General features: G+C 55.3%; 16 protein-coding genes and 1 tRNA gene. 5 read left to right on the top strand and 12 right to left on the bottom strand.

Features of this window, described 5'->3' with window-relative positions:
- A partial coding sequence (locus tag KGB27_RS07695; RefSeq protein ID WP_223520870.1) for an enterotoxin A family protein occupies nucleotides 1-477 on the top strand: 477 nt, incomplete at its 5' end.
- Nucleotides 474-866 (top strand): hypothetical protein, encoded by a 393-nt coding sequence (locus KGB27_RS07690; RefSeq protein ID WP_223553780.1) that lies wholly within the window; start codon nucleotides 474-476, stop codon nucleotides 864-866. The genes KGB27_RS07695 and KGB27_RS07690, both read left to right, overlap by 4 nt.
- A 261-nt stretch (nucleotides 867-1,127) precedes the next feature.
- Here the strand turns inward: KGB27_RS07690 and KGB27_RS07685 are convergent, their stop codons facing one another.
- The 11 genes from KGB27_RS07685 to KGB27_RS07635 form a co-directional block, all read right to left on the bottom strand.
- Entirely contained in the window at nucleotides 1,128-1,550 is a 423-nt protein-coding gene (locus tag KGB27_RS07685) for a glycine zipper domain-containing protein (RefSeq protein ID WP_008027332.1), read from the bottom strand.
- Nucleotides 1,551-1,740: 190 nt separating this feature from the next.
- Entirely contained in the window at nucleotides 1,741-2,112 is a 372-nt protein-coding gene (locus KGB27_RS07680) for a hypothetical protein (RefSeq protein WP_008027331.1), read from the bottom strand.
- A gap of 312 nt (nucleotides 2,113-2,424) precedes the next feature.
- Nucleotides 2,425-2,613, bottom strand: a complete 189-nt coding sequence (locus KGB27_RS07675; protein WP_032828671.1) for a hypothetical protein — start codon at nucleotides 2,611-2,613, stop codon at nucleotides 2,425-2,427.
- Nucleotides 2,614-2,791: 178 nt separating this feature from the next.
- Nucleotides 2,792-3,112 carry a YbjQ family protein gene (locus tag KGB27_RS07670; protein ID WP_008027329.1) on the bottom strand — a complete coding sequence of 107 codons (321 nt, stop codon included), beginning with the start codon at nucleotides 3,110-3,112 and terminating at the stop codon, nucleotides 2,792-2,794.
- 46 nt (nucleotides 3,113-3,158) lie between these two features.
- Nucleotides 3,159-3,872, bottom strand: coding sequence for a phosphocholine cytidylyltransferase family protein (locus KGB27_RS07665; RefSeq protein ID WP_223553778.1), 714 nt, complete (start codon nucleotides 3,870-3,872; stop codon nucleotides 3,159-3,161).
- A 28-nt stretch (nucleotides 3,873-3,900) separates the two neighbouring features.
- A complete protein-coding gene (locus KGB27_RS07660; protein ID WP_207286650.1) occupies nucleotides 3,901-4,515 on the bottom strand; it encodes a gamma-glutamyl-gamma-aminobutyrate hydrolase family protein in 615 nt (204 codons plus the stop codon).
- Nucleotides 4,512-6,827, bottom strand: coding sequence for a PEP-utilizing enzyme (locus KGB27_RS07655; RefSeq protein ID WP_223553775.1), 2,316 nt, complete (start codon nucleotides 6,825-6,827; stop codon nucleotides 4,512-4,514). Before KGB27_RS07655 ends, KGB27_RS07660 begins: the two co-directional genes overlap by 4 nt.
- A gap of 5 nt (nucleotides 6,828-6,832) precedes the next feature.
- Nucleotides 6,833-7,582, bottom strand: a complete 750-nt coding sequence (locus tag KGB27_RS07650; protein WP_223553772.1) for a class I SAM-dependent methyltransferase — start codon at nucleotides 7,580-7,582, stop codon at nucleotides 6,833-6,835.
- Nucleotides 7,579-8,160: an adenylyl-sulfate kinase gene (locus KGB27_RS07645; RefSeq protein ID WP_223553770.1), complete on the bottom strand. Its 582-nt coding sequence runs from the start codon at nucleotides 8,158-8,160 to the stop codon at nucleotides 7,579-7,581. Before KGB27_RS07645 ends, KGB27_RS07650 begins: the two co-directional genes overlap by 4 nt.
- Nucleotides 8,157-9,347: a hypothetical protein gene (locus tag KGB27_RS07640; protein ID WP_223553768.1), complete on the bottom strand. Its 1,191-nt coding sequence runs from the start codon at nucleotides 9,345-9,347 to the stop codon at nucleotides 8,157-8,159. The genes KGB27_RS07645 and KGB27_RS07640 overlap by 4 nt, the downstream gene beginning before the upstream one ends.
- 357 nt (nucleotides 9,348-9,704) lie before the next feature.
- Nucleotides 9,705-9,794, bottom strand: a tRNA-Ser gene (locus KGB27_RS07635).
- Between the two features lie 309 nt (nucleotides 9,795-10,103).
- Between KGB27_RS07635 and KGB27_RS07630 the strand changes: the two genes are divergently transcribed.
- From KGB27_RS07630 to KGB27_RS07620, 3 genes are all read left to right on the top strand, one after another.
- Nucleotides 10,104-10,793: a crotonase/enoyl-CoA hydratase family protein gene (locus KGB27_RS07630; protein ID WP_008027327.1), complete on the top strand. Its 690-nt coding sequence runs from the start codon at nucleotides 10,104-10,106 to the stop codon at nucleotides 10,791-10,793.
- Nucleotides 10,794-11,006: 213 nt separating this feature from the next.
- Entirely contained in the window at nucleotides 11,007-11,729 is a 723-nt protein-coding gene (locus KGB27_RS07625; protein WP_008027326.1) for a 1-acylglycerol-3-phosphate O-acyltransferase, read from the top strand.
- Nucleotides 11,730-11,866: 137 nt separating this feature from the next.
- Nucleotides 11,867-12,838 carry a magnesium and cobalt transport protein CorA gene (locus KGB27_RS07620; RefSeq protein ID WP_008027325.1) on the top strand — a complete coding sequence of 324 codons (972 nt, stop codon included), beginning with the start codon at nucleotides 11,867-11,869 and terminating at the stop codon, nucleotides 12,836-12,838.
- Nucleotides 12,839-12,922: 84 nt separating this feature from the next.
- Here KGB27_RS07620 and KGB27_RS07615 read toward each other — a convergent pair whose 3' ends face one another.
- Nucleotides 12,923-13,645: an amidotransferase gene (locus KGB27_RS07615; RefSeq protein WP_008027324.1), complete on the bottom strand. Its 723-nt coding sequence runs from the start codon at nucleotides 13,643-13,645 to the stop codon at nucleotides 12,923-12,925.
- Nucleotides 13,646-13,722 lie beyond the last annotated feature (77 nt).

The following is a 13,722-nucleotide window of genomic DNA, read 5'->3' as shown; positions in this document are numbered from 1 at the left end:
GTTGAGGGGGTTGAGGATCCGGCAGGGAAAGTGAAACGTGATGCAGGAGAGCCTGCCACCCCAACCCCAACCCCAAAAACTAATAAACGTTACTTGTACCGAGGAGACGCGAGGGAATCCTCGGAAATTTTTGAGACTGGATTTGAGCCTTTGGGAGACAGTATTGATCTTTACTTGCACGCACGCGACAACCGAAGCCCTCCCAGTTTTTTTGTCAGCACCACTACCTCTGAAAAGGAGGCTATAAAATTCGCCACTGGTTACGGATTTGAAGACGGTTTTGTGTACGTAATAAAAAACATCAAAGGGATAGATGTGAACAAAAAGCTAGGTTTACTCTCGCCTCATAAAGGTGAGGCTGAAATTGCCATGCCAGGTGGAGTCGATAGCAAATACATCCTCGGCGTTACCCCCGTGCACGCCGATGGTACCTACAAAGGTTACTCAACTCCCAACCCAAACAGAAAGCTGCCATGAAAATAGTAGAAATAACCACGGATACTCAGGGCACCATTAATAAGGTAGTGATCGAATGCGACCGACGAATCCGTTCATTAACTTTAGTTTTGGAAAACGGCGTAAGAAAAACATACTCAGGCTCTGATCTGTATGTTTGCTTTGGGATGTTGCGAGCGGACTACCCGGAAACAAAGTTTTTATGCAAGGGCGCCAAACTCAACGTGCACCCATCCAGCATGTCTTCGCAAATGTCTGCGGGAGTAGTAGCGTATGAGCTTCAATTGGGTAAACCAGCCGGGCCCGACGACTTGGTCAATATTTTTGATTATGAAGTAGCCGACATTACAAATGACATTGAACAACAACGTGATTTTTACAAGCGCTGGATTGAGTCTTTTGCTGGGTAAACTCCTGGCGCGCCTTTACAGGTTCTACCAGTTTGACTCGCGTACTAGCATGGGGTGCTAGGGGTGTCATCGACATCAGTATCTTTCGGGTCAAAAGCACCTCTCAGGGGCATTGAAAACAACACCTGAAGTTTTGATGACACCGCCACGGAAACCGTTCGATCGAAGGGACAATCGGTTGAGCGGCAACGTTCCGGTGTCACGCTCGCAAAAATGAAAAACCCGGCACCAGGCCGGGTTTTGCTGTCACTGATCGTCGAATCAGTGGTGTTTGTTCTTGTGCTTATGCTTGTGTTTGTGACCGTTGCCGGAATGGGAATCGCCGCTGTCAGTACCCAGGTTGTTGCCCAGCGCACCACCCGCTGCACCGCCGAGGCCTGCGCCAATGGTCGAACCGGTCTTGCCGCCAATGCTGTTACCAATCACCGAGCCGCCCGCCGAGCCCAAACCACCACCGATCGCTGCTTCAGTGCGACTGCCTTTAGGTGCACCAACAGCGCTACCCGCCGCGCCGCCTACACCTGCGCCAATCGCGGCACCGGTGCTGCCGCCCATTTGCTGACCTACCACGTTACCCAATGCACCGCCGATACCACCGCCAACAGCAGCGGTGCCATCACCGGCAGCCATCGCACCTTGAGCAACCAAAAGTCCCAGAAACAATGTGGACAATGTCAAACGCATGATATGAACCTCTAATTCCGCATCGGGAGAAAAGAATTCGCTGCGGATGGGCGGAGTCTAGCACCTGCCCCCACTGAATCCGGCCAGCGATGACCGTTGGACAGCTAAAGATGCAAAAGCTGCGAAAGAGAAACAGCCAGATACAAAAAGCCCGGCATCAAGCCGGGCTTTTTGAGCGGATCGATCAGGATCAGTGGCCCTTGTGGCCCTTGCCCAGGTTGCTGCCCACGCCGCCGCCCAAAGCACCGCCCAGGCCTGCGCCGATGGTCGAACCGGTCTTTCCGCCCAGGCTGTTGCCGATTATCGAGCCGCCCGCAGCACCCACGCCGCCGCCAATGGCCGCTTTGGTGCGGCTGCCTTTGCGTGCTCCAACAGCACTGCCGGCGGCGCCCGCGACACCAGCACCAATCGCAGCGCCAGTGCTGCCGCCCATGCTTTGGCCGACCACATTACCCAGCGCGCCACCCAGACCGCCACCCAGTGCGGCAGTGCCGTCGCCAGCAGCCATTGCACCTTGAGCAACCAAAAGGCCCAGAACCAGAGCGGGCAGTGTTAAACGCATGACAAGAACCTCAAAAAATAGGGGGAAATCAAAAAGGGTCGAGATTGAATGCTTTAGCGGCGAGAAAGTCCAGACACACAGCCCCAACCTCACCATCGGCGACGGTTGGACAGCTTTTATGGAAAAGGTTTTATGACAGACAAAAAAAAGCCCGCTGGGGAGACGGGCCAGGTGTTGCTTTCTAACGGATGAGTTGAGATTACGTAAGGCCTTGTGAAAACTTTGTGAAAACCCAGGCCGAAAAACACACGCCGCCAAAAAGGTTGCAGGCATAAAAAACCCCGCTCAATGACGGGGTCTGGAGAGGATGGATTACTTCCTGACGGGTGCCGCAACCTTGGGTAAAAATTTCGCCTTCGGCCCTTGGGGCACCTGGGATTTCATTTTGCCAAGCTTGACCTGATCGTCACCGTAAGCCACCACATAGTCTGTCTGGCCACACCGCACGCTATTGTTGATTGGAAATTCAGCACCGTCGTCTTCGATATACGGATCAGCCATCTTTTCGCCCCTTTCAAAAGCGGGATCGATACCGGCAAGCCCTTTTGCCTGAAACATATCGACCACCAAGCTTTTGAGACTAGCCGGTCATTACCGGACTTGTAATTCAGATTCCCCAACACCCGACGAATGGCCCGCACGGCTTCCTACAAAACAAATACATGAACCGTTACCTGAATCACCTCAGTTTGACGGCCGTCCCGGTCACAAATACCACCACCATGCCGCCCTTGCCGGCCGGCATGCTGATCTCATAATCGAGCCCCACCACCGCATCGGCCTGCAGTGCCCGCGCCCGCTCCTTGATCTCGTCGGTGGCCTGAATCCGCGCCTCCTTCAATGCACGCTCCAATGTTTGAGAGCGCCCGCCGAAAAAATCCCGCATCCCGGCGAACATGTCGCGGATAACGTTGACCCCCTGCACCGACTCGGCGCTGACGATGTCGAGGTAAGCGGTGATCTGGCGGCCTTCGATGGCGTGGGTGGTGGTGGTGATCATGGGCATTCCTTCTTCATAAATAGTCACTCAAGGCCTGAAACCTCAATTATTGATACACAAAGAGATCCTCTGAAGAGTCCACCTCTCCCCACTCTCCAGTGTAAGCAACGGCGTGTATCGGCACCCGCCCAGCATCAATGACCTGTTGAAGCGTGTTCGTCATATGCACCTTGTCTCTTTGTTCCGGGGTCAAGGCCTCGCGAAGCCGGACAACCTCTGCCCACCCCTCAGGCGTGAAGCGTAGAAGCCCCATGTATTGGCCCTGAACATCATCGACTGAAGTCGGTTTGCTGCCGATTTCGGTCAAGGTGCCGGTGGAGGCAAGGCGGAACGTTTCGGCATCCAGTAACGGATCACCAAAGCGCTGTGTCCAGAGCGCCAGCCAGTTCGGGTCGTAGGTGACGGCCAGGGAAGCCTTGCATGTCATTAACGACTGGACTGCTGCGGGGCTGTAAAAAATGTCGGAGTAACTCACGATGCACGGAGCATCCTGCAACCAGGCTTCAGCACACGCCAATGAGGAGACCATGTTGGTGTGCGCCCAGCGAGGATTATGGAACTCGATCAGCCCTTGGTCTGCCAACACCTCGCGCTTGTAGCCGGTCACGATGGCTATCTCGCTAATACCTGCACCGCGCAGCGCCAAAAGTTGCCACTCCAGCAGTGTCTTGCCACGCAATTCGACCATGCATTTCGGACGTTCATCCGTGAGACTTTTCATGCGGCTGCCACGTCCGGCAGCCAGAATAATGGCTTTCACAACAGTCCTACCTCATGAAATGTCTTTATTAACCGAACAATTGCTTCAGTCGATGAACGTCGTGCGCAGCCCAGACGTCCTCTCGCTCCGGGTGCCACATCCAGCCCTCCCAAGGGAGGTTGCGGTGCCGGATGGCTTCGATTTCCCCATCCCCACTGCACGCCAGGACCTCAAAACCTTCAGGGCAAGCGGCAAGCGAAAAACCGTGATAACTGTTCACCTCGGCAACGATTTTTCCTGACAGTTCATGCCGGGTTCGCACATGACCGTTCACCGCTTTCAGCTCGCCGCCCGACCAGTGCGCAATCATCTGCATGCCCCGGCAAATTCCAAGCACGGGCAGGCGCAGGGATCGTGCATGGGCAAGCAATCTGCCTTCAGTCAGGTCGCGCGCCGGACACTGGCCGATGTCATTTCCCCCCGAAAGCACAATGGCTTGTGGCGATACCGTGTGCAGCCAGTCATGCAGGGCGTCCTGAGTCAGCCGTCCGTCAGCGGTTTGCAGACACAACCCGTTGGGTACCGGCACCGGCAAAAAGCCGGCATCCAGTAGGAAGCTGATCAGACGCTGGTCTATTGCATCGCGGCTTTCACCACGCTCGGGAAATACGTCCACACGCTGGCTGAGGGCAACGACTTTCATGCCAGCATCTCCACGCAGCGCCCCGGGCAATCCAGGTGCAAGCGTTGAGCCGCCGACCAGCGCCGATAGAGGACTTCGCCGGCACCGATCACTGCCGGCAAGCCAAGTTCTCCTGCACGAATCGCCATGTGCGAGTTCGCGCCGCCCCAAGCCGTTATCAGCCCGGCAATCGGGTAGGCAAACAACCAGTCGAACCCGGGGTCCGCGTTGGGAATGCAGACAATCGCGCCGGCGAGTATTTCTCGGTCGTCACTGCCCACCACGGGGGCAGTCACCTGCTTCTGGGTGATGAAGTTGGGGGCTGTTTCCGGCCATTCGAAGGACCAGACATCCTCAGGCCGGGTGATCACCGGCGGTAACGATACCTTTAGTGTCTCTGCGTGGCGGGCCTTGCCCTGCTCAATGCTGCGCAACAGCACATCGCTCGTGTTGGCTGCCGCAACGTGCAGTTCCTTGAAGACACTGATGTCGCAATAGGCCATGTCTTCGCGGCTGATGCCGTGCTGGGCTCCCACTTGCGCGATCAATGCCAGGGCATCCGAGAGATTGCGGGTGAAGTGGAACTTGGCCAGCTCGCGCAGTTCGATTCCTGCTTGCATGAAGTCCAGCAAGCCGACGGGGTCGGGCTGCAAGCCGTGTGACTCCAGTTGCTTCACGATTTCGCGCATTTGTGGAAGGGTCAGCGAAAACGGTTGTACGGGCTCCGGGACGGACGGGCGCTGAGTCCAGTCAAAGTAAAGTTCCGGCGCTTCATCGTAACGAGGCGAAAGGATGTCGTAGGTGCCCGGGCGCAAGTGGCCGTAACGTGCGAGGAACGTCGCCTTGTCCAATGTCGCGCGGTCACGCGCCAACTGGCCGCTGACAGTCGACACCCCACCCATGAAACAATCGTAGTCAGCCTGCGAGAGCACGCCCACCGTCATCAGGGATTTGAGCATCTGCACCGCGACGAAGCCGGCGCGGGCCAGACCGGCGAATGGCAGGGTCCCGTAGCGTTTGGCATCCTCCAACAGCCAGTAAATCCGTTCCAGAGGGTCGGCGTTGGAGGCCAGCAATGCCTCACGTCGCGCATTCAGCGTATCGAGTTTGTTGGCATCAGCGCGCCACAAGCCATCCTTGGGATGGACGATGCGGTTGGTCAACTTGCGCAAACTGCTGCTGATGGCTTCCAGCTCATGCTCCAGGAAACCAGCACTGGCCAGGCGCTCCAGCCGCTGCGACAAATCCAGTGTGTAGCACGAGAACACAATCTCGAACTCCACTTTGTCGTGCAGCGTCGGCTCGGACAGCAGCCGATCGATATAATGATCGACCAGACGCCCCGCCAACCCCTCATCCAGGTCTGCCGGGATGAACGAGTTGAAAGACAATCGAACATCGATGTACGGCAGCCCGAAAAAATGCGGCATCAGCGGAAAGCTGCGCAAGTTGCGGTAGCCGTAATTATGCCGTTGATAGGCCCAGATCGAGTCAGTCACCAAATCCCGGTAAAGCGAAAGCGCCAGTGGTTTGGGACGGATACCGATAATTTCGGCCGGGTTCCAGTCCGGCATCACACCATAAACGGTACGCTGGCCGATCAGGAACGGGTGCGGCCGCATGCCCCGCGCTACCTTGCGTTGAATATTTTCCAGCCGATCGGCTTGAGTTGCTTCGGATTCCGGGCGTGCTGGCAAAATCAGTGGTCGGGCTTGCAATAACCACAACACCTCGCCTTCAGCCTCCCGCGTGACAGCGAACTCACAGTCGACCGGCACCCCCTCGAACAACTCCAACAACTCTTCGAGCAAGGTCACGACGGGCAGCATATCTGGCGGTGGCGGCACTTTGCTGTGGGCCGCCTGCTGCCAAAGCCGGCCACCCAGACCGCCGGTGACAGAGGCAGTGTCACGGCCCTCCGTCCAGTTCACCACCCGATAGGGCGCACAGGTATTCGGGTCGTGGGAAAAGGCAACGCCGGACCGAACGACATTATTCAACATCGGTTGAATCAGAACTTCGTCTGCCTGGTTGGCATCGCCATAACTGGCGATGACCTGTTCGACCGCCGATTCCAACCCTGCTTCATTGACGTCAAGTACAGAGAGAAACGCCCCCGCACCGGATGCTTGTACGCCATCTTCGCGCAGACAACTGGAGCGCACGATCCAGGGGCCGGCGTCCAAGCGTCCCTGAATGTCGCGAAAACAGGCTTGCCGGCCCATTTGCCAGTCCCTTACGGTGAAAGACAGCAACGGAGCAATGCGCGCCGAAGTCAGCCGCTCTTGCAGGCCGGCAAGCGTACCGGCCTTGGTGGAAAATCGCAGAGCCATCAGGATTATCTCAGCTGAGCAACCCAGATATTGGTTGAGTACGGAATCTGGATCGAAGCAGTCCCCAGGCCTTTCAAATAGTCATCGATTGCGCTAATCACCTCATGGAAATTCGCACCTGCCTGACGCTCAAGCGTTGCGTGAGAACGCCACGCCTCCAGACATTCCTCAATGGTTTGTTCGTGAATGACACGCGCATCAAGATGAACAACAGGACCGAATAGCGCACTGGCATCAATCACTGCCGTTTGATCTTCACGACGAGTACCGTAGCCGTAACCCTGAACCCGTTCTTTAATGATCGCTTCAATTCGGGCCTGGACAGGATCTTCAAGATGACGATGATTCCACATACAGGCGAACCAGCCTCGTGGCTTGAGAATGCGCGCGGTTTCCTTGAGAGCCTGCTCACGGTCACAGACATTGAAGGAACTGCCGAAAGTGACCATGTCGAAAGCTTGCGACTGCTGCCCTGTTACTTCGCCTGTGCCTTCATGCCAACTGACATTAGTCAGGTCCGCGGTACGCTTGATGCCATTCGCTCGCATCGCATCATTAGGTTCCACCGCAACAACGTCCAGGCCTCGCGCAGCCAACATTAAGGTCAGGTGCGCAACCCCGGCGCCAACGTCGCAGAACTTGTCGCCTTTCTCGGCGCCTGCAATCGAAAGCATTGCATCGATCGCAGCATCGGCGTAGTCAGGACGCTTCAAGTAAGCGTCAGCCAGTGTGGTGTAATCCCATTCCGTTTTCATACCAACTTCCTTTTATAAAAATGGTGCAGTAAGTCATCAGTCAACATAGATAGAGGGCGGTGGGGGTCGAACTCCACCACCCAGTCTGCCGCGTCCGGTTCATCAATCGACAAATCGAGCCCCGCGACGTTGTGCAACTCGCCCGCATCGAACCGGCGATAGATGCCCTTGGGATCCCGACGGCGCAGCTCCTCCATCGGCACCTTCAAATAGATTTCGAAATAACCAGGCAGGTGGGCACGGTTCCACGCATGAACTTCGCGGAACAGCGAAATCGTGGCGATCACCACCGTGAACCCCTGCGCCGCTATGACCCTGCATAAATGAGCGTATTGCATGGCCAGCGCCAACCGCCCTTCACGCCCGTGGTTTTGCGCATTGGCCGCACTTGCGCCAAACACATCACGCAGTTCATCTCCATCCAGCATGACAACCGGATGACCATCGCTTCTAAGCCTGGCAACAAGCTCATGGGCCAGCGTTGATTTACCGGCACCCGACAAACCGGTAATCCACACGACCTCGCCAATAGAGGTATTCATATCAACACTGGGAGCCTGGAAGTTACTCACGATCATTGCAGCGCTCTTTCAGAGTCGCTAATGAAATTGTCGTGAGCGCCCCCAAAAGAGTCGATCACACAGTAACGAAAACGGGACTCATGTCGGTTTTCAACCAACTCAAGAAACACCTCATCCGGATGATGAAGCCCGCTGTACTCTGAGTCGTAGAACTTCTTATAAATGAAGTACTTTTGCTCTGAAGTAAGCAGTTTAAATCCAAGCACCATATCCTTAAGCTCATCGCCATTTTTAGCGATCGGCAGCAAGCCCTCCATCTGTTCCAACCAGGCTTCGACGATTGGACTGCTATCGTGACCCACTGGAACATAATAAATCGGCAGCTTGCACGTATTCAGCATAAAGGACACACCACCACTGGAGGCATCAGTGATGATCGTGTCACATATCCGATAGAAGTCTTTACTGCTGCCTTTAGTATCGTCAATTGAAACCCATGGGTACCGGGCAAGTTGCTCACACAACTCTTTTACATAGGGACGGTCAAAATCCGTCATATACGGTCGAAAAATGATCTTCGCATGAGGAATCTGGGATTTCACCGAGTTAATGACCACCTCCATGTTTTCAAACAGAGAAGCGCCACTCGGGCAAATACCTATCTGGGTAGGCAGAAGGCCAACAACATACTCCTCGGACATGCACCGAAACTCAGGGGGAGCGCTGAACATGTCGGGAATTTTGATGGGCAGTACGGATACTGCGCTAGTGTTTCGAAGGTCCGTACGCGATCGGTCCGGTTCAAGCTCCAGACGCAAGGCGACTCTGTCCCGCCTGAAGTAGTACATGCCTGTTTTAATCAAATCAAAAAGCGATCTGGAGGAGGAAACAATTGCATCCCAATAGGATGTCCAGCCGGAACAGTAGTAAACATCCGCGAGGGGCATCCCTACATTGCCGTGCGCAATAAAAATGGTGAAGTTTGATTCATCAAGTAATTTCCCGATAGAAGCATCGTTCGAGATAATTACTTGTGATTTCAGTTTTCCAATCTCATCCAAACCCACTTCTTCAACTGGACAGCCTAGAAACTGTTCCGCTTCAAACTTGCTGATACCGACAATGTTTGTCTGAAGCACAATGCAGTTGTAGTGATTGCGAAGAGCATTTAGCGCTGGCAGCAAGTACTCAAGATAGGTTTTTCCGCCATTATTGACGTTACTGATCAAATAAACGCTTTGCATATAAAACGCGCACCTTCAAAGCTGTCCCAGGCAAGCCAGGCTTAGGCCAAGTAAACGCGCAAAAAAGGGAAAAGCATTTGATCCTGCCTAAGTGCATATCCCTTTCGCACGTGTACATCCTTGTTGTTAAGCGAATCAGACTAAAGTCGTATTAATTTTCATTGAAAATCAATGATAAGGCTTTGATCCTGATCACATAAACGGCGCCAATATATCATACGCTGGCAAATTGACACCCCACCAGGCGAGCATTTTTTACCCTTGGCGCGGCCAACGTGCCGCCTCGAAATCCAGACACCCAGAAACCACAAAACCCCTGACTTCTTTCGAAATCAGGGGTTCTGGTTACATCGAATTTGGCGGTGAAGGAGAGATTCGAACTCTCGATACAATTTCTTGTATACACACTTTCCAGGCGTGCTCCTTAAGCCACTCGGACACTTCACCGTATCTCTTCAAACATGTTCTGTCTGTCGAGGCGCGCTAATGTAGTCGAAAGCTTTTCTGATGGCAAACTTTTTTTGCAGAATTTTCATGTGCTTAGCGGTTTGGAGGTTCCGGGAGCATTCCGGGCCATGGCAAACCTGCCAATCTCTGGCTTCGCGCTCTCCTATATAGAGAGGGGAATGCACGGCGGGAGCGGCGAGCTACGCTTGCCCGGCGGGGAAAGGGTGACTGGCGGGTCAGTCACGGCGCTTTACCTGGCCTGCGGCGGTGGGTAACGTCTGCCCCAACTTTCATACAAGGAATAGCGTCATGAGTGAGTTGATTTCCTACCACCTCGAAGACGGTATCGCGACCCTGACCTTGAGCAACGGCAAGGTCAATGCCATCTCTCCGGACGTGATTGCTGCGTTTAACGCTGCGCTGGATCAGGCAGTGACTGATCGCGCAGTGGTGATCATCACTGGCACGCCGGGGATTCTGTCGGGCGGTTATGACCTGAAGGTGATGACAGCAGGCCCTAAAGAAGCCGTATCGCTGGTGACGGCTGGCTCGACATTGTCCCGTCGCCTGCTGTCGCACCCGTTTCCGGTGATTGTTGCGTGCCCTGGGCACGCAGTGGCCAAGGGCGCGTTCCTGTTGTTGTCGGCGGATTACCGTATTGGTGTCGACGGCCCGTTCAGCATTGGCCTGAACGAAGTGCAGATCGGCATGACCATGCACCACGCCGGCATTGAGATCGCCCGTGATCGCCTGAGCAAGGCAGCGCTGCATCGTTCGGTGATCAACGGTGAGATGTTCAACCCGAAGAGTGCCGTGGATGCAGGTTTCCTCGACTTGGTGGTGTCGCCAGAAGAACTGCAAGGCGCGGCGCTGGCAGCGGCTCGTCAGTTGAAGAAGATCAACATGACCGCGCACAAGAACACCAAGCTGAAAGTGCGCAAGGCACTGCTGGACACCCTGGACAACGCAATCATCCAGGATCAGGAGCATTTGGGTTAACCCAAAGATGCTGCACCGAAAAGCCCGACCATCGTGTCGGGCTTTTTCATACACGCTCTGTGGAAAAGTCTACAACCCCTCTAGAACAGATCTGACCAACTAGTCGGAAACATGCGCTCAAACATCGGCTATCTCCTACCTCTATAGAGGCAATTGCCGAAAACAGTGCACATCCGTACACTGCGCCACCTTTTGTCCCGGTGGGGCCTGTAAATGCTGTTCGTGTTTCGTATGTTATTGATGGGCCTGCACTTTATTCTCGCTGGTGTGCTGGGGGTGATTCTGGGGCTGTTTCGCCCGTTCAACCCGGACAACAGCCGTTTGTGCGCGCGCCTCTATGCGTGGCCGGCAATGTGCATTTTGCGTTTGCGAGTGAAGGCCGACGTCGGGCCATTGATGGACAAACCCGAGAGCTGCGTGATCATCGCCAACCACCAGTCCAACTATGACTTGTTTGTTTTCGGCAACGTGGTGCCCCGCCGCACCGTGTGCATCGGCAAGAAGAGCCTGAAGTGGGTGCCGTTGTTCGGTCAGTTGTTCTGGTTGGCCGGTAATGTGTTGATCGACCGTGGCAATGCGCACAAGGCACGCCAGTCGATGCTGACCACCACGCACACCTTGCAACATGAAGACACCTCGATCTGGGTGTTCCCGGAAGGCACGCGCAATCTCGGCGAAGACCTGCTGCCCTTCAAGAAAGGCGCGTTCCAGATGGCGATCGCGGCGGGCGTGCCGATCGTCCCGGTGTGTGTCAGCAGTTACGTCAAACACATGCGATTGAACCGCTGGCGCAGTGGGAAAATTCTGATCCGTTCTTTGCCGGCCATTCCAACTGCCGGACTGAGCCTGGACGACATGCCGCTGCTGATCGCCCAGTGCCGCGAGCAGATGCGCGAGTGCATCGCCTCGATGGATCGGCAACTGCAAGCCGCATGAAACGAAACCCGCCCTGTGCGGGTTTTCTTTTGCCTGCGAACTTTTGCCTTCGAACTCTGCAGATTTCACTGACTCTCAAGCGGTATAGAAGGATAAGCTGAACACTGCCTGCTACTAATAAGAAGTGAAGCTGAATCATGGGTAGAGTTGTTGCTGCTGCGGTTTACAGCGCTGGTAAGAAGGTCACCAATATCACCCTCGACGAAGGCGCTGCCTGGGCCGCCAAGCCTGGTCACTTTGTCTGGATCGGCCTCGAAGAGCCGAATGCCCAGGAGCTGTTCAATCTGCAACGCCAGTTCAACCTGCACGAACTGGCCATTGAAGACGCCCTGGAAAAACACAGTCGACCGAAGCTGGAAACCTTTGGCGATGCGCTGTTTATCGTCACGTACTCGCCGATCCGCCATGAAGGAAAGCTTGAGTTCATCGAGACTCATATCTTTGCCGGCAACGGTTACATCATTACTGCGCGTAACGGTCATTCGGCGTCCTACGCTTATGTCCGCCAGCGTTGTGAGGCGCGTCCGCTCCTGCTTGAGCACGGGGAAGATTTCGTACTCTATGCCATCCTCGACTTTGTGATTGAAAACTATCAGCCGATGGGTGAAGCGATCCATGCAGAGATCGATGAGCTGGAACGTAACGTCATGTGCAGCTCCCTGAACGAGCGCGACATTCAAAAACTCCACAGTCTGCGCCGCGATGTATTGCGTTTGCGGCGGTATGCGGCGCCGATGGTGGAAATCGGTGAGGAGCTGCAGAAGCTGAGTTTTCCGTTCATCGACAAGAACATGCGCCCGTACTTCCGCGACGTGCAGATCCATGTGACCCGGCAGATGGAAGACCTGACGACCCTGGCAGACATTGCCAGCCAGACCATTGAAGTCGGGGTGTTGCTGGAGGCGTCACGGCAGAGCGTGGTGCAGCGCAAGTTTGCGGCGTGGGCGGCGATACTGGCGTTCCCGACGGCAGTGGCCGGGATCTATGGGATGAACTTCCAGAACATGCCGGAGCTGACCTGGCATTACGGGTATTTCGCGGTGCTGGGGTTTATTGCGGTGGGGTGTGTGAGTTTGTGGGCGAGTTTCAAGAAATCGGGGTGGTTGTAAACAACACAATCGCTGGCAAGCCAGCTCCTACAGGGATCCGTGTACCCCTTGTGGGAGCTGGCTTGCCAGCGATGCTTTTCAGCTTCAAACAGTTTCTGGTTTATGCGCCACAAACCGCATCATCCACTCCGCAACGGTTGCGCCATGATGCTCATGTTCAAGGCTCGCCATGCCCTTGGTATACACCTGCTCGCCCAACGCTTCCTGACGAATATCCAGCAAGGCTCGCGAGTAATCGTGAATGAATTCCGGGTGCCCCTGGAAGCACAACACCTGGTCGTTGATGTGGTACGCGGCAAACGGGCAGAAATCGCTGGAAGCGATGACCGTGGCGTTTTCCGGCAACGACGTCACCTGGTCCTGGTGGCTGATCAACAACGTCAACTCTTCGCGCACCGGGCTCATCCATGGCGCCTTGGCGGCGAGTTTGTAACTGTGGGTGCCGACGCCCCAGCCCTGGGTCGCACGCTCGCTCTTGCCGCCCAGCAGCAGCGCCAGCAACTGATGGCCGAAGCACACGCCCAGCAGTTTGTCACCGCGTTCGTAGCGGGTCAGCAGGTAAGCCTTGAGGGTTTGAATCCACGGGTCGGTGCCGAAGGAATCGGCCTTGCTGCCGGTGACGAGATAGGCGTCGAAGGCCTCATCATCGCTGGGGTATTCGCCCTGCATCACGTTGTAGACAGTGAACTCGGCCGCGATGGGTTGTTGCGAAAACAGACGCTGGAACATCTGCCCGTAACCCTGATATTGATCGACCAGTTCCGGACGCAGGATGTCGGTTTCCAGAATGCAGATGCGTAACGACATAAAAAATACCTGACACGTGATGGGAATAATGCACACCCCAGAGCCTGCCTCGAAACACCGTTCCAAGGCAAGCCCCA

It is taken from the genome of Pseudomonas sp. BF-R-01 (genome assembly GCF_019946615.1).
In the GTDB taxonomy this organism is placed as follows: Bacteria; Pseudomonadota; Gammaproteobacteria; order Pseudomonadales; family Pseudomonadaceae; genus Aquipseudomonas; species Aquipseudomonas migulae.
This window is presented reverse-complemented; position numbering and strand designations above follow the sequence as displayed.

Bases quoted from the DNA above. Each gene is read 5' to 3' on its own strand.
- KGB27_RS07690 (WP_223553780.1), top strand. From the start codon at position 474: ATGAAAATAGTAGAAATAACCACGGATACTCAGGGCACCATTAATAAG.
- KGB27_RS07685 (WP_008027332.1), bottom strand. From the start codon at position 1,550: ATGCGTTTGACATTGTCCACATTGTTTCTGGGACTTTTGGTTGCTCAA.
- KGB27_RS07680 (WP_008027331.1), bottom strand. From the start codon at position 2,112: ATGCGTTTAACACTGCCCGCTCTGGTTCTGGGCCTTTTGGTTGCTCAA.
- KGB27_RS07675 (WP_032828671.1), bottom strand. From the start codon at position 2,613: ATGGCTGATCCGTATATCGAAGACGACGGTGCTGAATTTCCAATCAAC.
- KGB27_RS07670 (WP_008027329.1), bottom strand. From the start codon at position 3,112: ATGATCACCACCACCACCCACGCCATCGAAGGCCGCCAGATCACCGCT.
- KGB27_RS07660 (WP_207286650.1), bottom strand. From the start codon at position 4,515: ATGAAAGTCGTTGCCCTCAGCCAGCGTGTGGACGTATTTCCCGAGCGT.
- KGB27_RS07655 (WP_223553775.1), bottom strand. From the start codon at position 6,827: ATGGCTCTGCGATTTTCCACCAAGGCCGGTACGCTTGCCGGCCTGCAA.
- KGB27_RS07650 (WP_223553772.1), bottom strand. From the start codon at position 7,582: ATGAAAACGGAATGGGATTACACCACACTGGCTGACGCTTACTTGAAG.
- KGB27_RS07645 (WP_223553770.1), bottom strand. From the start codon at position 8,160: ATGATCGTGAGTAACTTCCAGGCTCCCAGTGTTGATATGAATACCTCT.
- KGB27_RS07640 (WP_223553768.1), bottom strand. From the start codon at position 9,347: ATGCAAAGCGTTTATTTGATCAGTAACGTCAATAATGGCGGAAAAACC.
- KGB27_RS07630 (WP_008027327.1), top strand. From the start codon at position 10,104: ATGAGTGAGTTGATTTCCTACCACCTCGAAGACGGTATCGCGACCCTG.
- KGB27_RS07625 (WP_008027326.1), top strand. From the start codon at position 11,007: ATGCTGTTCGTGTTTCGTATGTTATTGATGGGCCTGCACTTTATTCTC.
- KGB27_RS07620 (WP_008027325.1), top strand. From the start codon at position 11,867: ATGGGTAGAGTTGTTGCTGCTGCGGTTTACAGCGCTGGTAAGAAGGTC.
- KGB27_RS07615 (WP_008027324.1), bottom strand. From the start codon at position 13,645: ATGTCGTTACGCATCTGCATTCTGGAAACCGACATCCTGCGTCCGGAA.